General features: G+C 62.0%; 16 protein-coding genes. 10 read left to right on the plus strand and 6 right to left on the minus strand.

What is annotated here, in order from left to right; all coding sequences use genetic code 11:
• Positions 1 to 5 precede the first annotated feature (5 nt).
• Both C7378_RS00725 and dacB read right to left on the minus strand, forming a co-directional pair.
• Positions 6 to 1,385 carry a GGDEF domain-containing protein gene (locus C7378_RS00725; RefSeq protein WP_165876570.1) on the minus strand — a complete coding sequence of 460 codons (1,380 nt, stop codon included), beginning with the start codon at positions 1,383 to 1,385 and terminating at the stop codon, positions 6 to 8.
• Between the two features lie 176 nt (positions 1,386 to 1,561).
• A complete protein-coding gene (gene dacB / locus C7378_RS00730) occupies positions 1,562 to 3,172 on the minus strand; it encodes a D-alanyl-D-alanine carboxypeptidase/D-alanyl-D-alanine endopeptidase (protein ID WP_207901284.1) in 1,611 nt (536 codons plus the stop codon).
• A gap of 43 nt (positions 3,173 to 3,215) precedes the next feature.
• On the opposite strand from dacB, the gene folP reads away from it, so the two are divergent.
• A complete protein-coding gene (gene folP / locus C7378_RS00735; protein WP_131990726.1) occupies positions 3,216 to 4,109 on the plus strand; it encodes a dihydropteroate synthase in 894 nt (297 codons plus the stop codon).
• Positions 4,110 to 4,131: 22 nt separating this feature from the next.
• Here the strand turns inward: folP and C7378_RS00740 are convergent, their stop codons facing one another.
• The gene (locus C7378_RS00740) at positions 4,132 to 5,325 is read right to left on the minus strand and encodes a glycoside hydrolase family 18 protein (RefSeq protein WP_131990728.1); all 1,194 of its coding nucleotides are present in this window, start codon (positions 5,323 to 5,325) and stop codon (positions 4,132 to 4,134) included.
• Entirely contained in the window at positions 5,322 to 5,909 is a 588-nt protein-coding gene (frr, locus tag C7378_RS00745; protein ID WP_131990730.1) for a ribosome recycling factor, read from the minus strand. The genes C7378_RS00740 and frr overlap by 4 nt, the downstream gene beginning before the upstream one ends.
• Before the next feature lie 98 nt (positions 5,910 to 6,007).
• On the opposite strand from frr, the gene C7378_RS00750 reads away from it, so the two are divergent.
• On the plus strand, positions 6,008 to 7,210 hold the full coding sequence (locus tag C7378_RS00750) for a S41 family peptidase (RefSeq protein WP_131990732.1): 1,203 nt from the start codon (positions 6,008 to 6,010) through the stop codon (positions 7,208 to 7,210).
• Positions 7,211 to 7,233: 23 nt separating this feature from the next.
• Positions 7,234 to 9,408: a penicillin-binding protein 1A gene (locus tag C7378_RS00755; protein ID WP_243647968.1), complete on the plus strand. Its 2,175-nt coding sequence runs from the start codon at positions 7,234 to 7,236 to the stop codon at positions 9,406 to 9,408.
• 15 nt (positions 9,409 to 9,423) lie between these two features.
• On the opposite strand, the gene C7378_RS00760 is transcribed toward C7378_RS00755, so the two are convergent.
• A complete protein-coding gene (locus C7378_RS00760; protein WP_131990734.1) occupies positions 9,424 to 10,689 on the minus strand; it encodes a Glu/Leu/Phe/Val family dehydrogenase in 1,266 nt (421 codons plus the stop codon).
• Positions 10,690 to 10,953: 264 nt separating this feature from the next.
• Here C7378_RS00760 and trpE point away from each other — a divergent pair, with 264 nt between their 5' ends.
• Positions 10,954 to 12,432: an anthranilate synthase component I gene (gene trpE / locus C7378_RS00765; protein ID WP_131990736.1), complete on the plus strand. Its 1,479-nt coding sequence runs from the start codon at positions 10,954 to 10,956 to the stop codon at positions 12,430 to 12,432.
• A 46-nt stretch (positions 12,433 to 12,478) separates the two neighbouring features.
• Here the strand turns inward: trpE and C7378_RS00770 are convergent, their stop codons facing one another.
• Positions 12,479 to 15,592, minus strand: coding sequence for a WD40/YVTN/BNR-like repeat-containing protein (locus C7378_RS00770; RefSeq protein WP_243647969.1), 3,114 nt, complete (start codon positions 15,590 to 15,592; stop codon positions 12,479 to 12,481).
• Positions 15,593 to 15,716: 124 nt separating this feature from the next.
• Here C7378_RS00770 and rpe point away from each other — a divergent pair, with 124 nt between their 5' ends.
• From rpe to C7378_RS00800, 6 genes are all read left to right on the plus strand, one after another.
• Positions 15,717 to 16,394 (plus strand): ribulose-phosphate 3-epimerase, encoded by a 678-nt coding sequence (gene rpe, locus C7378_RS00775; protein ID WP_131990740.1) that lies wholly within the window; start codon positions 15,717 to 15,719, stop codon positions 16,392 to 16,394.
• A 44-nt stretch (positions 16,395 to 16,438) separates the two neighbouring features.
• Complete coding sequence (locus C7378_RS00780) at positions 16,439 to 18,067, plus strand: outer membrane protein assembly factor BamD (protein WP_131990742.1); 1,629 nt, start codon at positions 16,439 to 16,441, stop codon at positions 18,065 to 18,067.
• A 155-nt stretch (positions 18,068 to 18,222) separates the two neighbouring features.
• Positions 18,223 to 20,952 (plus strand): valine--tRNA ligase, encoded by a 2,730-nt coding sequence (locus tag C7378_RS00785; RefSeq protein WP_131990744.1) that lies wholly within the window; start codon positions 18,223 to 18,225, stop codon positions 20,950 to 20,952.
• 3 nt (positions 20,953 to 20,955) lie between these two features.
• Complete coding sequence (gene nadC, locus C7378_RS00790; RefSeq protein ID WP_131990746.1) at positions 20,956 to 21,840, plus strand: carboxylating nicotinate-nucleotide diphosphorylase; 885 nt, start codon at positions 20,956 to 20,958, stop codon at positions 21,838 to 21,840.
• 5 nt (positions 21,841 to 21,845) lie between these two features.
• Entirely contained in the window at positions 21,846 to 22,661 is an 816-nt protein-coding gene (locus tag C7378_RS00795) for a biotin--[acetyl-CoA-carboxylase] ligase (protein WP_131990748.1), read from the plus strand.
• Between the two features lie 3 nt (positions 22,662 to 22,664).
• Complete coding sequence (locus C7378_RS00800; RefSeq protein WP_131990750.1) at positions 22,665 to 23,465, plus strand: type III pantothenate kinase; 801 nt, start codon at positions 22,665 to 22,667, stop codon at positions 23,463 to 23,465.
• The last annotated feature ends 16 nt before the right edge of the window (positions 23,466 to 23,481 follow it).

A 23,481-nucleotide genomic window follows, 5' to 3' on the forward strand; every position in this document is an offset into this window, starting at 1 on the left:
CAGGCTTAGGAACGCAAGGTTCTTCGTTCAGGAGAGTCGGAGCGGCTCTCATCCTCTCCTGCATCAGTGATGCTGGCCTGGTTCGCGCACCTGGCATCATCTTCCTGCTCAGCCTGCCGGCGCTTGTGCTTTTCGGCATACATGGCGAAGTCCGCGACTTTAAGCAGTTCCTCAGGATTACTGCCATCGCGCGGATAGAGAGAATAGCCTACGCTGAAGGTGGGATTGTAGGAGTGTCCGCAGCTAATAGCCGTCTGGCTGATACGCTCCGAAATGCGGTGGATCAGTGCGGGGACTTCCTGTGTGTCTGTGAGGTCGGGAAGCATGAGGATGAACTCGTCACCCCCGAGGCGGGCTGCCGTGTCGCATTCCCGCACCTCAGCTATCAGACGCGAGGCAATCAGACGTAGAAGACAATCTCCAGCCTCGTGGCCGAATACATCGTTGATGTTCTTAAATTTGTCCAGATCAAAGAAGAGAACCGCTATCGAGGTTTTCTGCCGGTTCGCACGCAGGATGGCCTGCTGCATACGTTCGAACAGGAGATCACGATTGGCGAGCCCCGTGAGTGCGTCATGGTGGGCGAGAAAGCCCAGACGCTGTTCAGCCTCCACTCTCAACGTAACGTCATTCTGAATGCCGACAAAATGGCGCACTCTTCCCTCTGCATCGCGTATCGGGGAAAGATAGAGCTCGTTCCAGAACCGGGAGCCATCCTTGCGGTAATTCCTGATCACGGTTGAGGTCTCGCATTGCCTTTGCAATGCCGCGCGCACCGTCTCGAGGCCCGGCTGTTGCGTTTCAGTCCCCTGCATGAAGCGACAGTTGCGTCCGCGTACTTCTTCGAGGCTGTAGCCGGTTAGTTTTTCAAAAGCAGGATTCACATAGACGACTGGAATATCCGGCTGTGTGGCATCTGCGATGACGATGCCGTTGGTCACCGATCGGATGACGCTTTGAGCCAGGCTCAGATCTTCCAGAAGAGAGGGAAAGCGCTGCACGAGGGCATGATGCGCATGGAGGATCACACGCAATCTAAGCGAAACTTCTTCTTCTGAGAGTGGAAGCTGCAGAACTCCATCGAAGGAGAGATCGGAAGCTTCTTCCTGCTCAGGCGCTGCATCGCGGACCAACACAATGGGCGGCGGGAGTCGATGACTCTTTTCGAGGCTCTGTGAAGCTGCGTCGAGAACAGCTGTTGCGCTGCGAGCATCAGTGATTACCAGATCGCAGGCGGAAAGCTGAAGGGTGGGAGACGGCGAAATACTCTGCTCGCGCGGAATGACTGCGACTGTCGAAAATCCCAGACTGAGGAGGGAAGCCTCAATGAGTTCACGCGTTAGGTTTGATTCGATCAGCGTCCCGGCTGTTCCGCGATTCTTCATGAACCTCCGCAGGCGAGCCATGATTCAGCAAAAACTCGCTTCCTTGCGAGATTGACGCTCTCAATAGTTTGAGAGCCATGGGCAATCTGGTTTTATGTGTTGCAAATATATTCACAGATTTTCCAGTTATGCGAAAGCTGAATTGTTGCAGGCTCATCTGCGGGGTCAAGCGCAGTTCAATTTGCGGCGGCGATCGCTTCAATGATTTCGTCGATTGCCTTGCGGGAGCCTTCTCCTACATGGTCGTTGCAGAGCACGGAGAAGACCAGCGTTTTGCCTCGGCGGGTCGTCAGGTATCCGCTGGTGCTGCTGACCTCAGAGAGCGTGCCGGTTTTGGCGAAGATCTTGCCGCGTAGCGTGGAGTGCAGGAATCGCCCGGAGAGTGTTCCATCGACTCCGCCGATGGGCAGGGAGTTGCGATAGTCCTCGCCCCAGCTCTGATGCGAGGCGTAGGCAAGCAGGGTTGCGACAGCGTGAGGAGTCACCAGGTCATCGGAGGAGAGGCCGGAGCCGTCGACGAAGTGAAACTCCTCCGGGTTGACTCCGGCGGCGATGAGGAACTGGCGAACGACGCGCGCGCCCTGCACGACGGAGCCGCCGTCACCCTGGGCGACGCCCAGCAGTCGCAGCAGTGTCTCGGCGTGCTGATTCTGGCTGACCTTATTGACGACAGTCACGATCTGGCTGAGCGGCGGCGAGCTGCGCTCCGCCACGATGCGCTGCCCGGCAGAGGGCGAAAAGGGAAGCGGTTGATTGAGTGCGGGCCTGAGCGCGAGTGGCTGGGCGACTTCGAGGTTGAAGCTCATCGTATCGCCGGAGAGGCGATGCGCGGTCTGCGCGGCCTGTTTCGCGGCTACTCCATGACTGTTGAGCGACTGGATGAATGCATTGCCTGCGAACTGCGCCGGATCTTCAAGGGAGATGCCGAAGTTCGACGGCTGCGCCGTGAGGGGGATGGTTCCAAAGGCCCGCAGCGCGGGCTGGCCGGGTTCGCGATCGAGGCCGATGTGCGGCTGCGATCCGGCGGGCGAGGTGATGATCTGGTTGTTCACGGCATCGAAGGTCTGCTCGCCGCCCGGCGCATCCGGATTCCAGGAGATAACCGCTTTGTCGCCGAGTTGCGCGCCGGGAGTGATGGTGAGATAGCGAACATTGTCATTGATGGTGAGGGCGGAGACGGGCGCGCCGTAGTCCCACTGCAGATCGTCCCATGCCCAGCCCTCGCCGTAGCGTTCATAGGTGAAGAGGGTGTCGTCGGCGATCACGGTGCCGTCGAGAGTGCGGATGCCATGGGCGGCGACCTGCGCAGCGAGGTCGTCGAGCGGACCGAGCGGCGGGTCAGGACGCTCGGTGTGGCCGTTGTAGGGGTAGCTGCGACCGGAAAGCGTGGGATCGCCGCCACCGATGAGTCGCAGCGTGCCGCGAAGGTGGCCGTCGGAGGATTGCTTTCCCTCGGCCACGACGTAGGTTTTCATGGTGAACTGCGGCCCGAGCAGCGCGAGCGCCGCGGCGGTGGTGAAGAGTTTGGCGTTCGAGGCGGGCTCGAAGAACTGGCCGGAGTTGAGGGCGTAGATATCCTTGCCCTCAAGTGTGGTGACTTCAATGCCCCAGTGAGCGCGTGCAACTGCAGGGTCGGCGAGGATGCGGTCGATGGTCTTCGGCAGCGATACGCGCGCAGGGCGCCGCGCGGGGCGATGAGAGCGGCGCGCTGCCGCGTGGAGCGGGCCTGAGTTCGACGCGCAGAGGACGGATGCGAGCAGGAGAGCGCTGAGTTGTCGCGAAATCATCGTTTGGCCGGAGTGTAGCATCATCTGGGATTGGACTTGAGGAATGGGATTCGCAAAACGAGCACACGTTGAATGGAAGCTTCGCACCCGGACGCTGCCGCTGGGCGCACGGACGCTGGTGATGGGAGTGTTGAACGTTACGCCGGACTCTTTTTCAGACGGCGGCGCGTTCCGCGAGCCTGCTGTTGCCGCAGAGCACGCGCTTGCGATGTTTGCAGCGGGAGCGGAGATGGTGGATATCGGCGGCGAATCTACGCGGCCGGGCGCACGGGGACCGCTCAGCGCCGACGAGGAGATCGACCGTGTTCTTCCGGTGATGGAAGAAGTGTTGCGCGCCCGGCCTGGCGCGCTGCTGTCGATCGACACTTATCACGCGGAGACGGCTCGCGCAGCGGTCGCGGCCGGCGCCGAGATCGTGAACGACGTCAGCGGATTTCTGTGGGACGGGGCGATGGCGCGCACCTGCGCCGAGCTGGGGTGCGGGGTGGTGCTGATGCACACGCGCGGACGTCCTGAGGAGTGGCGGCGGCTGCCGCGACTGGCCGCGGCCGAGGTGTTGCCGCTGGTGAAGCGCGAACTGGGCGAGCGGTTGAAGTCCGCGCGCGATGAGGGCATTGAACGCGAGCGGATCGCGCTCGATCCAGGGTATGGCTTCGGCAAGAGCTTCGAGGCGAACTATCCGCTGCTGGCGGCGCAGGAGGAGTTGCTGGCACTCGGTCAGCCGCTGCTGGCGGGCATCTCGCGCAAGTCGTTTCTGGCGCGGACGCTGGCTCCGCTCCATGGCGGCGAAGATGCGCCGATGAACGCTCGCGGCAACGCTACACTGGCGGCGACGGTAGCAGCGGTGCTGGCGGGAGCATCCATCGTGCGCGTGCATGAGGTGCGGCCGGCGGTGGAGGCGTGCCTGATTGCCGATGCGATTCTCGCCGGCGGCTGAGGAAGGGTGAAGCCGCAACCGCCTATTGCGATCCGGTTTTCTCAGGCGGAGCGTGGACCTTTCCCGTAAGGCTCTTCAGCAGGTCGGCGTTCTGCGAATCGTTGCTGAGTTCCCAGATCATCATGCCCAGCAGTCGATGATCGGTGGCATACCTTGCTTTGAAGGCCACGGAGACGGGATCTTCAAAGGTCCAGAAGGTGTGCCCGTCATAGAGCCAGGGCGCCTGGGAGCGCGGATCGCGATAAAGAGCCGATGTGTCTTCCAGCTGGCGGAGATAGCTCCACGGGCGGTCTGCGTGGATCGCCTTGCCCGGCTGGAAGAGCCCGTGATCGGCGGGAGGAACGCTCTGCCAGCCGTATCCGTAGAAGGGCAGGCCGAGCAGCAGCTTGTGCGCCGGCACTCCTGCGCTGAGATAGGCATGAACGGTGGAGTCGACGTCGTGATGCGGCTCCGGATCGTTGTCCGGCGTGTAGAGCGGAGCGATGAAGCCGGTCTCATGACGCCAGGGGCCGTTGTAGTCGTAGTTCATCAGGCCAATTTCATCGAGGTAGGTGCTCGCTGCTCCCATGTCTACATCCTGATACATGCCGGGACTGGGGCCAGCTGCAATCGTGAGCAGCAGGGTCGGGTCAAGGGCGTTGAGCTGGCGGCGGAACTCCGCGAGGAGAGCGATGAAATTGCCAGAATCTTCCTTGCGGGGAAACTCCCAGTCGAGATCGATGCCGTCGAAGAGACCCGGCGCATGGATGCCGCTGGCGAAATGGCCGCGGAGAAAGGTAGCGATGCAGGAGGCGACAAAGGCTTCGCGATTCTGCGGGAGAGCCGCCTGCTCGAATGACTCGGCGCGGCCTTCGAGGGAGATGAGGATCTTGAGGTCGGGGTAGCGCTGTTTCAGCTCCTGGAGCTGGTGGAAGTCGCCGCGCAGGGGTTGGGAGGGCTGGTCTGCGACGCCGTTGACGCTCTGCTGCGCCGGGAAGCTGAAGTTGAGGTCGGCGTTAGCGTCGGCGATGCCGCAGCGGCCGCCGGTTACCGAGCCCTGGGCATAGTCGATCTGGCTGAGCAGCCCGGCCGCGCCGCTTGCGACCAGGCTGTGTACGGTGTAAGGCGGGTCCTGATAGAGACCCCACTGAGGGAAGTAGCCCATGAGGAAAGGCTGGGCAAACGCGGGCGTGCAGGCAAGCAAAAGCAGTCCGATGCTGAGGCAGAACTGCTTCAAATCTGCATCACTTCTACTTCTTTCTTCCTGGCGAGCTCTTCGATGCGCTTGATCTCTTCGTCGGTCAGCTTCTGAATCTCGTCGAGCGCGCGCTTTTCCTCGTCCTCGGAGATTTTCTTGTCCTTGGCTGACTTCTTGATGATCTCGTTGCCGTCGCGGCGGATATTGCGAATGCCGGTGCGGTGCTCTTCGAGCACCTTGTTGAGGTGCTTGACGATGTCGCGGCGACGTTCCTCGGTCATGGGAGGAATGGGCACCCGGATCAGCTTGCCGTCGTTCTGCGGGTTGAAGCCGAGATCGGAGGTGCGGAGCGCCTTCTCAATAGTGTTGAGCAGGCTTGCGTCCCACGGCTGCACGACGAGCATGTTAGCGTCGGGGCTCGTGATCTGCGCCACCTGGGTCAGCGGCGTATCGGTGCCGTAGTAGTCGATGCGTATCTGGTCGAGCATCTGCGCCGAGGCGCGGCCGGTGCGAATCGAGCCCAGGTTCGCCTTGAAATCGGTCACGGCCTTATCCATGCGGGCCTTCAGCTGCTGGTGTGTCTCTTTTAGCGCGGGAATACCCGCCATAACGGGAGCTGCCATAGTGTCGTCTATTCCTTTTCCTACCGGCCTCCAGTTTACTGCTTGGAGCGGAGTCCCGTCACGGTGGGGTATCATTTCTGTATCGGTGGTGTCACGGTATGTCTAAAGGCTTCAAGCGCTCCATTCTTGCGATTTCGGTCGCACTCGTCAGCATTGTTTTTCTCGGAGGGTTTCTGCCTGGTGGCGTCACCGCCGGCACTCAGAGCGACGGCGCTTACAAGCAGATGGGCGTCTATGAAGAGGTGCTGCACAAGATCCAGAGCGATTATGTGACCACCCCGAATATCGACACGGTGACGACGGGAGCCCTGCACGGGCTGCTCGAGTCCCTCGATGCCGACTCCAGCTACCTGACGCCCGCAGAATATGGAGAGTACAAGGCTCACCAGAACGACGGGACCGCGCAGACCGGCATGGAAATCTCGAAGCGGATGGGCTATGCGACGGTGGTCGCAGTGATCAAAGACAGCCCTGCCGACCGCGCCAAGATTGAAGCCGGAGACCTGGTCGAGGCCATCCAGGGCCAGTCGACCCATCAGATATCGCTGGCCACCATACGCGAACTGCTCAAGGGCCAGCCGGGCAGCCAGTTGACGATCGAGCTGGTGCGTCCCCGTAAACCAGAGCCCGATAAGGTGACCCTGACTCGCGTGGCCCTGACGCCGCCTCCGATCCAGGAGCAGCAGTATGACAACGCAAGCGTGCTCTACCTGAAGCCCTCTGAGATGACGAAGGAGCAGGTCGCGGGTATTGAAGCCAAGCTGCGCGCCATGCCGAAGACCGGCAACAAGAAGATTCTTCTCGACCTGCGGAACGTGGCCGAGGGGAACGAGGAAGAGGGAATTCAGCTGGCCAACGCCTTTCTGAAATCCGGCACGATCGCTTCGCTCGAGGGGCAGAAGTTTCCCAAGAAGGTTTTCACGGCCGATCCCTCCAAGTTCATTACAGATGCGCCGATGGCCATCCTGGTGAACCACGGAACCTCCGGCGCGGCAGAGATTGTCGCCGCTGCCGTACTTGATAACAAGCGCGGCGATGTGGTGGGCGAGCGGACCTTTGGCGAGGGCGCGGTGCAGAAGACGATCGACCTGCCGGATGGCGCGGCTGTGATTCTCTCGATTGCGAAGTATGAGTCGCCCTCGGGCAAGACGTTCCAGCAGGATGCGGTGACGCCGAACATTCAGGTCAGCCCCAGCATCGACCAGTACCTGGCCGAAGAGGACGGGATTGTTTCAAAAGGGCCGAAGGCGGATGACCAGCTGAACAAGGCGCTGGATGTACTGAAGCAGAAGGCTGCTTAGGATCAACGCAGGGCAGGGGACGATTGAGCCAGCGAGGCGAGGGTCAGAAGAAATTTCAACCGAAGCCTCCGCAGCGTAAGGTTGCTGGAAGCGTGGCGCTGGTCGTTCTGGTGCTCCTGTCGATAGCCGCGGGTTCTCTGGCAGGGCTCATGCTGGTCTACACGGTGGACCTGCCCCAGATCGCCGATCTCGAACGATTCCATCCCAGTACGACCACCGAACTTTACGATATCCACGGGCGCGTCTTCGGCTCCTTTGCGCTGGAGCGGCGTGAGATCGACAGCTACGGCCAGTTTTCGCCGCTGTTGCGCGAGGCCGTCATCTCCATCGAGGACAAGAACTTCGAGAGCCACTGGGGAGTGAATCTTTTCCGCGTCCTCGGCGCGGCGTATCACGACCTGACCTCGAAGTCGCGGGCGCAGGGTGCATCGACCCTGACCATGCAACTGGCGCGCAACCTCTTCCTTTCGAGCCAGCGCACAGCCTCCCGCAAGCTGCAGGAGGTGCTGCTTTCGATTCAGATCGAGCACACCTTTACCAAGCAGCAGATCTTCACCCTCTACGCGAACCAGATCTACCTGGGCCACGGCATTTACGGGTTTGAGGCGGCGTCGCAGTACTACTTCAGCAAGCATGCCGGCGATCTGACGCTGCCTGAGGCAGCGCTGCTGGCCGGGCTGCCCAAGGGGCCGAACGAGTTTTCTCCGATCCTCAACCCTGACCGCTCCTTCCGCAGGCGCAATGCGGTCATCAACGCGATGCTCGAGGACGGCAAGATCACCGCGACGCAGGCAGCACAGGCACGCTCGGCTCCGCTCGGGCTGCATCTACAGCCGCCGCCGAACAGCGTGGCTCCCTGGTTTGTGGAGGAAGTGCGCCGGGAGCTGGAGCGGCGCTTCGGGCCAGATCATGTCCACGAAGACGGATTGCGCGTTTACACGACGCTCGATCTCGACCTGCAGGAGGCGGCGAACAGCGCGGTCCTCGACGGCATGGCGAAGTACGAGCGTCGACGCGGATGGCGCGGACACCTGCTGAATGTCATCGCCGGGGGCGTTGGTCTCGCCGACTTCAAGCACCCTGACTGGGTGATGGCGCCAGCGCCTGGCGCGTATGAGCATGCGCTGGTAACGGGCGTGCTGCCTTATCAGGCGACCGCGCGCATCGGCGATCAGCAGGTTCTGCTGACGCCCGACGACTGGGCATGGACAGGCTTCAAGACGGCGACCGAGTTTCTGAAGCCGGGCGACATCCTCTATCTGCACATCGTCTCGCAGCAGAGCAGCCTGTTGCGCGCAATGCTGGAGCAGGACAGCGGCGCACAGGGGGCGCTGCTGGCGATGGATAACGCGAGCGGCGACGTGCTGGCGATGGTCGGCGGACGCGACTTCCACCTGTCGCAGTTCAACCGCGCCACCCAGGCCGAGCGCCAGACGGGATCTTCGTTCAAGCCCTATGTCTACACGGCCGCGATCGAGCAGGGAGTTACGCCGGAGCAGATGATCGCGGATGAGCCGCGCTCCTTCGGCAGCTACACGCCGCATGACTACGAGCCCAACTATCTCGGCAACATTACTGTGGAGCGCGCCTTTGCCGAGTCGCGCAATATTCCGGCGCTCGAGCTTGCCGATCGCGTGGGCATGCGGAAGGTCATCGAGACGGCGCACCGTTTTGGAATCACGGGAAATATTCCCGCGCTGCTGCCGGTGGCGCTGGGCGCGGTTGAGATTACGCTGGAACAGCAGGTGGCTGCCTACTCCGTATTTCCCAACGATGGAATCCGTATCTCTCCGCGGCTGATCCGGCGGGTTACGGCGTCAGATGGCGTGCCACTGTGGCATGACACGCCCGAGGTCAACGAGGCAACGAGCGCGAAGACCGCCCGGACCATGATGGTCCTGCTCAAGGAAGTCATGCGTTCAGGAACGGGGGCTGCGGCTACCTCGGAAATCCACGCCCCGCTGGGCGGCAAGACGGGCACGACGAACGATTTCACCGATGCCTGGTTTGTGGGATTTTCCCCTTCAGTAACCTGCGGCGTGTGGACCGGCTACGATGACCGCCAGTCGCTTGGCGCGAAGCAGACGGGCGCGCAGGTGGCGCTGCCGATCTGGGTCGATTTCATGAAGAGGGCGGTGCAGGGACGCGAAAACGAGAGTTTTCCGGGGGAGTCGGCGCGCACTGTTCAGGCGCGCTGACTCCCACCGCAGTGATCAGGCGTAGATGCCGCGCTGCTTGATGGTGAAGGCGACGCGATCGATAGCCAGCATATAAGCCGCGATGCGGTTGTTGACGGCGTGGGCCTCAGAGTAGCGAACCACGTCATCGAAGCTCTCGGCGAGAATGCTTTCAAGCTGTTCGTTGACGAGGGCCTCTTTCCAGAAGTATCCCTGCCGGTCCTGCACCCACTCGAAATAAGAAGCGGTAACGCCGCCGGAGTTCGCGAGGATGTCAGGAATGATGAAGACCTTCTTGTCGGCGAGAATTTCATCCGCCACGGCGGTGGTGGGGCCGTTGGCTCCTTCGCAGATGACGCGCGCCTTGATGCGGTCCGCGTTGCGGCTGGTGATCACATTTTCAGTGGCCGCCGGGATCAGGATTTCGCAGTCGGTCAGCAGTAGTTCGTGGGGGTCAAAGGCCTCTGCGCCTCTGAATCCGAGCACTGTGCCGTTACGCTGGCGGAACTCGAAAAGCTGGTCGATGTCTATGCCGTTGGGGTTATAGAGGCCGCCATCGTACTCGGCGATGCCGATGATCTTGTAGCCCTTCTCCATCATGATACGGGCGGCGTTCGAGCCGACGTTGCCGAAGCCCTGGATGATGACGCGACAGCCGTCCCGCTGCATGCCGAGGTGCCTGAGGGCCTCATCGCAGACGATGCCGATGCCGCGGCCAGTGGCCTCCTTGCGTCCGCGCGAACCGCCAATATTGAGCGGCTTGCCGGTGACGACGCTGGTGACCGTCTGACGCATGTGCATCGAGTAGGTGTCCATGATCCAGGCCATCACCTGCTCATTGGTGCCCATGTCGGGGGCGGGCACATCTTTTTCCGGCCCGAGAAATTCGATGATCTCCGCCGTATAGCGGCGGGTCATGCGTTCCAGTTCGCCCATGGACATCTTCTTCGGGTCGCAGATCACGCCGCCCTTGGCGCCGCCGAAGGGAATATTGACGACCGCGCACTTCCAGGTCATCCAGCTCGCCAGGGCGCGCACTTCATCGAGGTTCACATCGGGGGAGTAGCGGATGCCGCCCTTACCCGGGCCGCGCGCCTGCGAGTGCTGCACTCGGAAGCCGGTGAAGACCTCAATGCGTCCGTCGTCCATCGCGACGGGGAAGTGAACGATGATCTCCCGTGAGGGGTAACGCAGGACCTTCCAGAGGCCTTCGTCCAGGTTGAGTTTGCGTGCCGCGAAGTCGAATCGAGCAGCCTGCGCTTCCCAGGGGTTGATCTCCTGCTCGAGAGTGATAGTAGCCATACTGTGCTTCTCCAAGGTTGAGACCGATTTCGCACCGCCCCCGTCACCAACTCTTTCGGCGAGGGCCAATCTTTCTTGAGTCACGCTCGGCGGTCTGCCTTTCCGGCGTGATTCTCAGTGGCATGACCTGGGTCGAAAAACCGAACTCGGGCCAAACTCACCGAGTATAGGCCTGCCCCAAAAGACCCCGCAAGCACATATTCGTGAAAAAACGGGTTGCCGAGTTAGATGCCCGGGTGCAAGCTTCTATATTGAAAAGACCGTATGAATGCTCCCAGCCAGCCCGTTCCCGACCGCAAAGCCTTCCTCGAACTAGCGCGCACCCATACCCTTGTCCCGCTGTGCCGGGCGCTTAGCGCCGACATGGAGACGCCGGTTACGGCCTTTCTGCGCCTTGCCGCCGATGAGCCGGAGTGTTTCCTGCTTGAATCGGTCGAGGGTGGAGAAAAGATAGGGCGCTATACCTTTATCGGCATCCGGCCCTATCGCAAGATCGTGGCCCGCGGCGCCTCGATCGAGACGACGGAGCGCGGAAGGACGCGCAAGTCGACCGGGGACGTCTTCCAGGTGCTCAAGGAGGCTTTAAGCGGCCACACCCCGGCGCGGCTCCCGGGACTGCCGCCGTTCACGGCCGGGGCAGTCGGCTTCTTCAGCTACGATGCCGTGCGCCTGATCGAGCGGCTGCCCTCGCGGGCCAAGGACGAGCTGAAGACGCCGGACGCCTGCCTGATGTTTTTCGACGAGGTGCTGGCGTTTGACCGTCTTCGCCAGGAGATGCTGCTGATCGTGACGGCGGACGTTCGCGCCCAGAAGCCGCAGCTGGCCTATGCCGACGCGATGAAGCGGCTGGACCGGCTGACAAAGCGGCTGGCCAGGCCACTGCCCCGCATGGAGCAGAAGCGCACGCGCGGAGCCCTGAAGATCGAACCCAGGACTCGCAAGCGCGACTTCCTGAAGGCGGTCGAGAAGACGCGGGAATATATTGCCGCCGGCGATATCTTCCAGGCCGTGCTGTCGCAGCGCTTTGACGTCAAGCCGGGCGTGGATCCGTTTTCGATCTACCGTTCGCTGCGGGTGGTCAACCCGTCGCCGTATATGTATTTTTTGCGGACGGGGGATATGCACATCGCCGGATCTTCCCCGGAACTGCTGGTGAAGGTCAATCAGCAGCGAGTCGATTATCGCCCCATCGCCGGAACGCGTCCCCGGGGGCGCGACGAGGAAGAGGATCAGCGCATCGCCGCCGAATTGCTGGCGGACGAAAAGGAGCGCTCCGAGCATGTGATGCTGGTCGACCTGGGCCGCAACGACGTGGGCCGGGTCAGCGAATACGGCTCGGTCAGCGTAAAGGAGCTGATGACGGTCGAGCGCTACTCGCATGTCATGCACATTGTCAGCGCCATCGAGGGCAGGCTGCGCCCCGAGCTTCATGCCATCGACGCATTCCGCGCCTGCTTCCCCGCGGGTACGCTGAGCGGCGCGCCCAAGGTGCGCGCCATGGAGATCATCGAAGAGCTGGAGCCCGCGCGCCGTGGCTTGTACGGCGGCAGCGTCTTTTACGCAGATTTCTCGGGCAATCTGGACTCCTGCATCGCCATTCGCACGCTGGTGCTCAAGGGGAAACAGGGGCATATTCAAGCGGGTGCGGGGATCGTCGCCGACTCCGTCGCCGAGAAGGAATTCGAGGAGTGCGAGAACAAGGCCCGCGCGGTGATCCGGGCCATCGAACGGGCGCGGAGCTGAGTCCTGCGCGGGTGCTCCTGAAGAGGGAAGCACCCGCGCAGGGAGGCTAGTCCTCGTCGCCGGTTTCCGGCATGTTGTCGGGCTGGCGCTCAGGGTTGAGGGGCGCGAGATGCGCGGCGCGGAGCTTCTCGTTCAGCGCCGGAATCGCCGTCCCATTCAGCTGCTTCCAGTGATCGAGCGCCTTCGGCAACTCCTCTCCCAGGTGAGTTGCGGCGTCTGCCTGCGCGGTGGTTGGGGCCGCGTCCGCCTGTCCCGTCTGGGTGTAGAGCGCGGCGGCTTCGCCGCTGACGTCGTCGAGGCCGGGGATCTGGGTCTCCTTGCTGCCGTCGATCGCCGCCTCGATCTGCTTGTCCAGCTCTTCGATGGAGGCTGCCAGCGCTCCCTGCGCCTGCTTTTTACGGTCGGCAAGCTGCTCCCTGAGGGAGTGCGCCTGCATGGCCGCTTCAGAGCTCTCGCTCAGCATGGCGGCCAGCTTCACCTGGGCGTCAAACATGGCCTGCAGCCCTGCCGGGGCGGTGGAGACGCGCGGGTCCATCCTGATGGTCAGGGGCTGGGTCAGCGTCTTGCCGGCGGCGATCAGGCGAACGGTATAGGCGCCGGGGAGCGCCAGCGGGCCGAGGGGCTCGCGCGGCGTCTCATGCGGAACGGCCGAGATGGGATAGTCATAGTGGGCAGCCACCGGGCGCGTGTAGTGCATGTCCCAGACGAGCCGGTGCATGCCGGGCGTGGCTGAGACCTTCGTCGGCTCCTTGACCCAATAGGTGGGGATCAGCTGCTTGTCCAGCTCTTCGGGAGTCAGCTCCGGCTTGTCTTCGCTCGAATAGCGGCGCACGACCTTGCCTTGCGCGTCGAGTATCTCCACCACCACCGGCCCGGAGACCTGCTGCGGCAGCGAGTAGTCGATCAGTGCTCCGTCCGGGGGATTCTGCCCGGCGGGCTCATCCGGAGGCAGCGGTGTATCCGTATAGGTGCTGCGGCGAACGCGCCATGCTGCACCGGAGGCGAAGAGATAGGGCGCGCCGGCCGGAACCTCTGCCATCTGCCGGAGCGGCGCGATGCCGTCCAGCACCCAGAAGGCGCGGCCGTGGGTGGCGACGATGAGGTCGTCGTCCTTGACCATCAGGTCGCGCATGGAGGTATGCGGCAGGTTGTATTCGAGCGGTTGCCAGTGGTCTCCGTCATCGAGCGAGACGTATACGCCGGTTTCGGTCCCGGCGTAGAGCAGGCCCTTCTTGAGCGGGTCCTGACGGACGGTGTTGACGGGCGCATCTGCGGGCAGGCCGCTGACGATCGCCTGCCAGGTAGCGCCGCCATCATGAGTGCGGAAGATATACGGCTTCATGTCATCGGCCCGCATGCGGCTGACGGAGACATATGACGTTTCGTCATCGAAGCGGGAAGCGTCGATCTGGGTGACCTTGCTCCAGGTGGGAAGGCCCGGCGGCGTGATGTTCTTCCAGTTTGCCCCGCCATCGGTGGTGCGCCAGAGCAGGCCGTCGTCGGTTCCTGCCCAGAGAGTATTCAGATTCTTATAGGAGGCTGCGAGCGAGTAGATTGCCCCGCGCCTTTTCTCCTGGTCCTTCTCGGTGAGGGCCGGTACGGATTGCAGCGTGCCGGTGTGTTCGCGGCTCAGGTCGGGGCTGATCGTCTGCCAGCTCCTGCCTCCGTCTGACGTCTTGAAAAGCACATTTGCCGCGTAATACATCACATGCGGATCGACCGGCGAAAACAGGATCGGCTCGGTCCGGTCGGCGCGATACTTCGCGCTGCGCAGCGGAATCGGAGTCACATTCTGCACCTGGCCGGTGGCGAAGTCATACTTTGAAACCTCGGTTCGTCCGGCGCCATACACGAAGCGGGGGTGCAGCGGGTCGGGCGCGACATAGCCGTATTCGATAACCCCCACCGGATGCCACTCCCGATAGGTGATCGCTCCATCGTTGCCGCGGCTGTCAATGCAGACCGAGCCGCTCTCCTGCTGGCCGGCGCAGATCTTGTAGGGGAAGGTATTGGTGACTGCGACATGGTAGAGCTGCGCGGTCGGCTGGTTGTACCAGGAACTCCACGACTTGCCGCCGTTGACGGTGATCACCGCACCCTGATCGCTGACGAGCAGGATGACATGCGGATTCTGAGGGCTGATCCACATGTTCTGGTAGTCATCGCCGCCCGGCGCTCCGCGCCAGCTGACCCAGGTCTTGCCTCCGTCGGTGGACTTCATGGTGACGATGCTGGTGCTGTAGAGCACGTCGGGGTTCTGCGGATCGACGCGGGGCACGGGCAGATCGCCGCCGCCGATTTTCATGGCGGGACGGGGATCGTCGGTGGCTACCCGCCAGCTTTCGCCGCCGTCATCGGAGCGGTAGACGCCGAGTCCTTTTCCGGAGGCATAGCCGCTGTCAGCGGGAGTCGAAACGGTCGCATAGAGGCGCTGCGGGTCGCTGGCCGCAAGGGCAAGGTTGATCTGGACCAGATTGGAGGGCAGGCCGTTGGTCAGTTTTTTCCAGGTGGTGCCGCCGTCGGTGGATTTGAAGAGGCCGCCGTTGGCGCCGTCATATTCATTGCCGTCTTCCCAGGGGCCGAGGCGCGATTCCCAGAGCGAGGCATAGACAGTCTGCGGATTCTTCGGGTCGATGACGACATCGGAGCCGCCGGTGTTCTCATCCTTGTAGAGCACCTTCTCCCAGGTCTTGCCGCCGTCGGTCGAGCGGTAGATGCCCCGCTCCGCATTGGGTCCGTAGGGATGGCCGAGCACTGCGGCGAAGAGCCGGTCGGGGTTCTGCGGATCGACGGCCAGGGCCGGAATCTGCTGCCCTTCGCGTAATCCGAGATGCGTCCAGGTTGCGCCGGAGTCGTCAGAGCGATAGATGCCGTTGCCGACGGAGAGATCGGGCCGATGCAGCCCCTCGCCGCTGGCGACGTAGAGGGTCTTCGGGTCAGATGGCGCGACTGCGATTGCGCCTATGGACTGGGTGGGCTCGGCATCGAAGATGGGCCGCCATGTCCGGCCGTAGTCATTCGTCTTCCAGACGCCGCCGTCGACCTGGCCGATGTAGAAGACGTTCGGCTTGCCGGGCACGCCGGCAGCCGCGCGGGTGCGTCCGCCGCGAAACGGCCCCACCAGCCGCCAATGAAGCGCGGGCAGCGCTGTCTGGGCCATAAGTGCAGATCCGGCAAGGCAGAGAGGGAGCAGGGCGAGCAGGCGAAGGCGCTTGAAATTCATGTAGAGGATTGTAGCTGGACTCCGCTGCTACGCTCATTCGTCCTGTTAGACTATGCGTATCTTGGTTGAACTAGTCCCATCGATCCTGTCCTCCGATTTTGCGCATCTCGCCGATGAAGTAGCAGCAGCGGAACGCGGTGGAGGCACCGTCATTCATGTCGACGTCATGGACGGCCATTTCGTGCCGAATATCACGCTCGGGCCGCCTGTGGTCAAGTCCCTGCGAAAGGTCACAAGCCTGCCGCTTGACTGCCACCTGATGATCGAGAACGCGGACGATTTCATCCCAGCCTTTGCTGACGCGGGTGCGAACTGGATCAGCGTGCACTACGAGGCATGCCGCCACCTGCACAGGACGATCCAGCTCATCTCCCAGCACGGCATGAAGCCGGGCGTGGTGATTAATCCGGCGACGCCGGTGGATCTGCTGATCCCCGTGCTGCCGATGCTGCACCATGTGCTGATCATGAGCGTGAACCCGGGATTTGGCGGCCAGGAGTTTATCCCTTATTCGCTGACGAAACTCTCCCGGCTGCGCGAACTTCGCCAGCAGATGGGCCTCAAGTTTAGAATTGAAGTGGATGGTGGGGTTGCTCACGACACGATTGCTGCGGTCGTCGAAGCTGGAGCGGAGCTGCTGGTGGCCGGGAGCGCTGTTTTCAGCTCAGGACGCGCCGAGCAAAACGCCCGGGAGCTGCTCGCCGCCGCACGCAAGGCTGCAGAAAGCAATGCGGCATAGGTGAAAACAGGCCACCTTGAACGCCTGTCTGTAAAGAGGTATCGATGAACCGTCTCACCACCCAGATCTCCGCCATTTGCCTGTGCATGGCTCTCGCGCCGGCAAGCCACGCCTACAGCAAGAAGAAGAAACAGGTCGATCTAAGCGCGAACCCGCTGGCCGGCGTCAAGAGCCAGCAGCCGGACAAGGTGCTCTTCGACAAGGCGATGGTCGCCCTCAAGAAGGGCAAGTACGATGTGGCGCGTCTCGATCTGCAGACGCTGCTCAACACCTATGGCGACTCAGAATACTCGATGCGCGCCAAGCTGGCGATCGGCGATACCTGGTACAAGGAAGGCGGCTCTGCGGCGCTGACCCAGGCTGAGTCTGAGTACAAGGATTTCATCACCTTCTTCCCGAACACGCCGGAGGCCGCCGAGGCCCAGATGAAGGTCGGCGACATCTACTACGAGCAGATGGAGAAGCCGGACCGCGATCCGCAGAATGTGATCCACGCGGAGCAGGAATATCGCACGATGATCGAGCAGTTTCCTGATTCGCCGCTGATTCCACGCGCGAAGCAGCGTCTGCGCGACGTGCAGGAGGTCCTGGCCCAGCGGCAGTTCGAGATTGGTCAGTTCTATGCGACGCACGAGAACTGGGCAGCCACCATTGCCCGGCTGCAGACAGTCGCCGATAGCTATCCGCTCTTCAGCCATAGCGATGACACGCTCATCACGATCGGTGACGCCTATGCCAACGAGGCCCAGATTGCCAACCGCATGAATCTGCCGCCCAAGGCGAAGGCCCAGCTCGTCAAGACCTATAACGAGCAGGCGCGGGCCGCCTGGGATCGCGTTGTGACTCATTATGCGATGTCACCCCACGTGGAAGACGCCAAGGATCGGCTGATTGCGATGGGTATGCCGGTTCCCGAACCGACGCAGCAGCAGCTCGCTGAGAGTGAAGCCGAAGAGGGCAGCCGGACCAATGTCCGGCTCAAGGATCGTGCAATGCTGCTTGTCAAGCATGGCCCTTCGACGGTCGAAGCCGCGCGTGTCGGTGAGCCGACGCTGACGGACCCGCCGCCGGTGCTGGCGCCGCAGGTGAACAAGCAGACCCTGGCGGCCTTCAACGCAGCCATTAAGGGCCAGCCCATCCCGCCCATGTCCACCAGTTACACGGCGACAGAAAACGCCAAGGCTGCTCCGGCCGCAGGCTCGCAGGGTGCAGGCCAGTCCTCGCAGCCGCTCGAGATGCAGCCCGTCACCGAGGGTTCCGGTGGAAGCGGCAACGACACCAGCGTCGAGATTGTGAATCCGGGTTCCTCCTCTTCGCCGGACAGCGGCTCGGGCAATAATGCGCCGCCGACCAGCGATAGCGGAGCGGCCGCGGACCACAGCAATCCGGGTGACAACAATCCGAACCCTGCTAACTCGGAAAACCCCGAGGCGAAGTATGGGCTGAACCAGCCCGTCGCTCCGGCGAACAACAAGGCGCTTCCGGCAGTGGACAAGCCCGCTGAGGCCCCGGACCAGATCAACGACGTGAAGGGTGGAGGCGGTGGCCATGCGCAGGTGCAGACCGGTGCGAGCGCTACCAACAAGAAGAAGTCCGCTCCCTACCATGCCGATAAGGAATCGTCGAGCAGGCACAAGAAGAAGACCGGCCTCGACAAGCTGAACCCGTTCTAAACAATCTGCAGGGATGACCCGGTGTGCTGCCGATGGATGGCGGTGCACCGGGTTTTTTATTTGGTTCCTATCTCTTGTGTCCGCCAAGTTAGCTTCCGCGCCCGATGAGCGGCATATTTTCGCTATGCTATGAAGAGGAGCTGGTTCTAACCCTCATGTCTGCAAGCCTTGATAAAACACTGCCCAAAGCCTACGACCCCACTGCAATCGAAGATCGCTGGGCGGAGTACTGGGTAAGCGAACAACTCTTCGATGTCTCCTGGAAGGACGCCGGCGCTCCCTTCACCATCCTGCTGCCTCCGCCGAATGTTACGGGCCGTCTGCACATGGGCCACATGCTCAACCAGACGGAGATGGACATCCTCACCCGCTGGCGCCGCATGTGCGGCCACCGCGCGCTGTGGGTTCCAGGCACCGACCACGCGGGCATTGCGACGCAGATGATGGTCGAGCGGCAGCTTGCCGAAGAGAAAAAGACCCGGCAGGAGCTGGGCAGGGAAGCATTCATCGACCGCGTCTGGCAGTGGAAGCAGCACTATGGCGGCGCCATTCTGGACCAGATGAAGCGCCTCGGGGCGAGCGTGGACTGGTCGCGGGAATACTTCACCATGGACGACGACCTCTCCATTGCCGTAAAGGAAGCTTTTGTCCGCCTGCATGAGCAGGGGCTGATCTATCGCGGCGCCTATATCGTCAACTGGTGCCCGCGCTGCCAGACTGCCATCAGCGATCTTGAGGTGGTGCACGAGGAGCAACAGGGCAAGCTGTGGGAGATTCGTTATGAAGTCGTCGAGGATCCCGGGACTTATCTGACGATTGCTACGACGCGTCCTGAGACGATGCTCGGCGACGTGGCCGTGGCTGTTCATCCTGACGATGAGCGCTACCGGCACCTGCATGGCAAGCGGTTGCGGCTGCCGTTGGTGGGTCGCGAGATACCGGTGGTTGCCGATGCGTGGGTCAGTCCGGAGTTCGGCACCGGCGCGGTGAAGGTGACGCCCGCGCATGATCCCAATGACTTTGCAATCGGGCAGCGGCACGGGCTGGCGTCGATCAACGTCATGGACGAGACCGCGCATATGAACGAGGCTGCGGGCGCCTATGCAGGGCTCGACCGCTATGTTGCGCGTAAGCGCATTGTGGAAGAGTTGGAAGCGCAGGGGGCGCTGGTCGCGGTGAAGGACCACGTCAACTCCGTCGGCAAGTGCGACCGCTGCAAGACGGTTGTCGAGCCGCGCCTTTCGACGCAGTGGTTCCTCAAAATCCAGCCGCTGGCCGATAAGGCCATTGCCGCCGTCGAGCAGGGCTACATCCGGTTTACGCCCGAGCAATACCGGAAGACCTATGACGAGTGGATGCGCAACATTCACGACTGGTGTATCTCGCGGCAGCTCTGGTGGGGCCACCGCATTCCGGCGTGGCACTGCCGGACGTGCGGACAGATCACCGTGGCGCGCGACACGCCCTCTGTCTGCTCGCATTGCAAGAGCGCCGAGATTACGCAGGAGACCGATGTACTCGACACGTGGTTCTCCTCGGGTCTGCTGCCATTCACGGTTTTCGGATGGCCGCGCAACCCTCGCGATCTTGAGACCTTTTATCCCACGCAGCTGCTGGTCACCGGCTTCGACATCCTCTTCTTCTGGGTGGCGAGGATGATTATGTTCGGCTGCTGGTTCATGAGCGAAGTGCCCATGCCTGACGGGTCGGAGAGAACGCTGAAAGAAGCGGTGCCGTTCCGTGAGGTTTACATTCACGCGCTGGTCCGCGATGCCGACCGGCAGAAGATGTCGAAGACCAAGGGGAACGTGATCGACCCCATCGATATCGTCAAGCGGTATGGCACGGATGCGGTTCGCTTCACGCTGGCGGCGATGGCTTCGCCGGGCACAGATATCGCCTTCAGCGAAGCACGCACCGAGGGCTACCGCGCCTTTGCCAACAAGATATGGAATGCGGCTCGCTTTATCTTCATGAACCTGGAACGTGCGGCGGAAGCGGGCATCGTCGTCGATCCGAACTCTCTGGAGACGGCTCCGCTGAGCGATACGCTCGAGGCACGTTGGATAGCCTCGCGGCTGAACACGACCGCCGCCGAGATTAACAGGGCGCTCGGCGAGTATCGCTTCCACGAGGCCGCGAACCTCGTTTACCAGTTCTTCTGGGGCGATTTTTGCGACTGGTATCTGGAGATGGTCAAGCTGCGCCTCGACTTCAACGATGGCGTTGACCAGGCATCTCTCCGCGCGGCCATTGCGCTGCTTCTGCACACCTTTGAAGCAGCGCTGCGGCTGCTCTCGCCCTTCATGCCCTTCCTCACGGAAGAGCTGTGGCATGCATTCTATGACGGCAAGCCGCCGCTGAAGTCTATCGCGCTCACCCGCTATCCGCAGGCCGTGCAGGTGGATACGGCTGTAGAAGGGCAGATGGCGCAGCTGCAGGAGCTGATCGTCAACATACGCGCCGCGCGCAAAGACCTGGGCGTGGAAGAGAAGGCTGCGGTCCCGATACGGATCCGCACCGATGAGCAGATGCAGCAGTTCTTCACCGATGCCACGCAGATGATCGAGCGGCTTGCGCGAGTGTCCTCAGTCGAATTTTCGGTGGATGCGCTGGCCGGCTCCGGGCTGCGTTCCACCACGCACTTTGATGTGCAGGTGATCTACGAAAAGCAGATCGATCCGGCAGCCGAGCGTGAGCGCCTGACCAAGGAGCTCGCCCGCATGGAAAAGGAACAGGCCAACGCCGAGCGACAGCTGGCAAACGAAAGTTTTCTCAGCAAGGCGCCCGCGCAGGTGGTGGACGGTCTAAGAAAGAGGGCAGCCGAGCTGGTCCTGCTGCTTGAAAAAACACGCAGGGCGCTCGACGATCTGGGTGGGAGGTAATTGATGGATTGGAAAAGCAAGCGCATCGAGGCTGTGCTCGAACAGGCGCTGATAGAAGACAAGGTGACCAGCGATGCGACCACTGCCATCACCATCGACCCGTCTCTGCGTGCCTCTGCGACCGTCATCGCTAAGCAGGATTGCGTCATTTCGGGGCTCGGCTGTATCTCGAGCTTCCTCGATATCTTTGCGCGGCTCGATAAACGTAACAGTGGCCGCTACGAAGTCATCTCTCACCCGGAGATGTTCGACGGCGTGCGCGTCAAGAAAGGCCAGGCGGTGGCCGTCATCCGGCACAACGCGCGCGTCATCCTTGCGTGCGAACGCGTGATTCTCAACCTGATGCAGCGGATGAGCGGCATCGCCACGCTCACCCGCCAGTATGCGGATGCGATCAAGGGCACCAACGCCACGCTGCTCGACACGCGCAAGACGGTGCCCGGCCTGCGCATTCTGGACAAGTATGCGGTCAGCTGTGGCGGCGGCACGAACCATCGCCTCGACCTCTCCGATGGAATCCTGATCAAGAACAATCACATCTCACTCGGCGGCGGCATTGAGAAGGTGCTCGAACGCGCCTGCAGGCTGCGCAAGCCGGGACAGACGATCGACATCGAGGTTCGCACCTTTGACGAACTGAAGACGGCGCTCGAGCACGGCGCCGAGTCGCTGCTGCTCGACAATATGACGCCTGCGGAGATCAAGAAAGCCATTGCCATCATCAAGGAAACGGGCAAGAAGATTCCTACCGAAGCCTCCGGCGGGATCGTGCTTGAAAACATTCGCAAGTATGCGCTCAGCGGCGTCGATTACATCTCCGTCGGTGCGTTGACCCACTCGGCGATCGCGGTCGACCTGAGCATGCGCATTACGGCGGAGATTTACTGAGGCGCATGCTGATCGACGATCCATTCGATCTGCCTGCGCTCGACACTGCGCTGGAAGGCATGCCCTTTGCGGGGAATCTGCACCACTTCCCGACCATTCACTCGACCAACACGCATGGGATGCAGCAGGCCGAGATGGGCGCTCCGCACGGCTCTGTCTACCTGGCCGATGAGCAGACCGCGGGCCGCGGCCGTGGGGCGCACGAGTGGTCGTCGCCGCCGGGTTCAGGGCTCTACGTCAGTGTCCTGCTGCGGCCGCAGATTGCGCCCGCGGATGTGCTGTGGATCTCATTGGCGGCGGGGCTTGCGGTGCAGAGCGCGGTGCGGCAGCTTACCTCGCTTGAGGCGGATCTTCGCTGGCCGAACGATCTGCTCTTCGGCAGGAAGAAGTTTTGCGGCATTCTGACGGAGCTTAACGCCGAGGTCACCCGCGTTCGTCATCTCGTCATCGGTATCGGCATCAATGTTCATCAGGCGCAGTTTCCGCCGGAGTTGAGGGATATCGCCACATCGCTCCACATCGAAACCGGCCGGGACTGGCCGCGGCAGGAACTGCTGGCCGCGTTGCTGAAGTCGCTCGACAGGGAAGTAAGCGCGCTCACCTTGCCGCAGAAGGCCGCCGAGGTGCAGCAGGAGATTATGGCCAGGCTCGAGCGAGGCTCGAGCTGGATTAGCGGCAAGGCTGTCTGCGTAGAGGAAGCAGAGCGGTTTTGTGGCATAACCGAGGGGCTGGATTCTCGCGGATTTCTGCTGGTGCGTACGCCGCAGGGTCTTCGCAGGGTTCTCTCCGGCGGAGTTCGCGAAGCAAACGGGAGAAGCTGAAGTATGCTCTTGGTCCTGAATGTCAATAACACCAATACGGTCATCGCCATCTATAACGTGCAGGAAGATGGCCGCACGGAAGGCCTGCGCGCGACCTGGCGCATCAGCACGCGTCACGCGCAGACGGCAGATGAATACGGCATCCTGGTCCGCAATCTGCTCGCGAGCGAGGGCATCGACAGCAATACGGTCAGCGGCATCGTCATCTCGTCCGTGGTGCCGCCGATCGACTGGATTCTGCGCCAGTTCTGCGAACGATATTTTCATCCGAAGCCCCTCTTCATCGAGCCGGGCATCAAGACAGGCCTTCCGATTCTCACCGATAACCCCGGCGAAGCCGGAGCGGATCGAATCGCGAACTGCGTGGGCGCGTTTGAGAAATACGGCGGCCCCTGCATTGTCGTCGACTTCGGCACGGCGACCAACTTCGATGTGATTTCGCAGAAGGGCGAGTTTCTCGGCGGCGCGATTGCGCCGGGGCTCAGCATCTCTGCCGAGGCGCTGTTTGCACGCGCCGCGCGGCTGCCGCGCGTCGAGATCAAGAAGCCCGCCAAGGTCATCGGCACCAACACCATCGATAACCTGCAGATCGGCCTCTACTACGGCCACATCGGGCTGGTGGACAGCATTCTCGAACGAATGATCGCGAAGCTGGGGCCGGAGACGAAGTGCATCGCCACGGGGGGACTCGCCAAGATCATCGCTGGCGATTCGAAGCATATTACGGGTATCGACGACATGCTGACCCTCGACGGACTGCGCATCATTTACGAGCGTAACCGTCTGGTGAAGCCGCGCGGCTGAGGACTTGCTAAACTCA

This window comes from Acidipila rosea, from assembly GCF_004339725.1.
Classification (GTDB): Bacteria; Acidobacteriota; Terriglobia; order Terriglobales; family Acidobacteriaceae; genus Acidipila; species Acidipila rosea.

What these genes read in the sequence shown, in the direction of transcription:
- C7378_RS00725 (WP_165876570.1), bottom strand. Translation starts at nt 1,385, where the DNA reads ATGAAGAATCGCGGAACAGCCGGGACGCTGATCGAATCAAACCTAACG.
- dacB (WP_207901284.1), bottom strand. Translation starts at nt 3,172, where the DNA reads ATGATTTCGCGACAACTCAGCGCTCTCCTGCTCGCATCCGTCCTCTGC.
- folP (WP_131990726.1), top strand. Translation starts at nt 3,216, where the DNA reads ATGGGATTCGCAAAACGAGCACACGTTGAATGGAAGCTTCGCACCCGG.
- frr (WP_131990730.1), bottom strand. Translation starts at nt 5,909, where the DNA reads ATGGCAGCTCCCGTTATGGCGGGTATTCCCGCGCTAAAAGAGACACAC.
- C7378_RS00750 (WP_131990732.1), top strand. Translation starts at nt 6,008, where the DNA reads ATGTCTAAAGGCTTCAAGCGCTCCATTCTTGCGATTTCGGTCGCACTC.
- C7378_RS00760 (WP_131990734.1), bottom strand. Translation starts at nt 10,689, where the DNA reads ATGGCTACTATCACTCTCGAGCAGGAGATCAACCCCTGGGAAGCGCAG.
- trpE (WP_131990736.1), top strand. Translation starts at nt 10,954, where the DNA reads ATGAATGCTCCCAGCCAGCCCGTTCCCGACCGCAAAGCCTTCCTCGAA.
- C7378_RS00770 (WP_243647969.1), bottom strand. Translation starts at nt 15,592, where the DNA reads ATGGCCCAGACAGCGCTGCCCGCGCTTCATTGGCGGCTGGTGGGGCCG.
- C7378_RS00780 (WP_131990742.1), top strand. Translation starts at nt 16,439, where the DNA reads ATGAACCGTCTCACCACCCAGATCTCCGCCATTTGCCTGTGCATGGCT.
- C7378_RS00785 (WP_131990744.1), top strand. Translation starts at nt 18,223, where the DNA reads ATGTCTGCAAGCCTTGATAAAACACTGCCCAAAGCCTACGACCCCACT.
- nadC (WP_131990746.1), top strand. Translation starts at nt 20,956, where the DNA reads ATGGATTGGAAAAGCAAGCGCATCGAGGCTGTGCTCGAACAGGCGCTG.
- C7378_RS00795 (WP_131990748.1), top strand. Translation starts at nt 21,846, where the DNA reads ATGCTGATCGACGATCCATTCGATCTGCCTGCGCTCGACACTGCGCTG.
- C7378_RS00800 (WP_131990750.1), top strand. Translation starts at nt 22,665, where the DNA reads ATGCTCTTGGTCCTGAATGTCAATAACACCAATACGGTCATCGCCATC.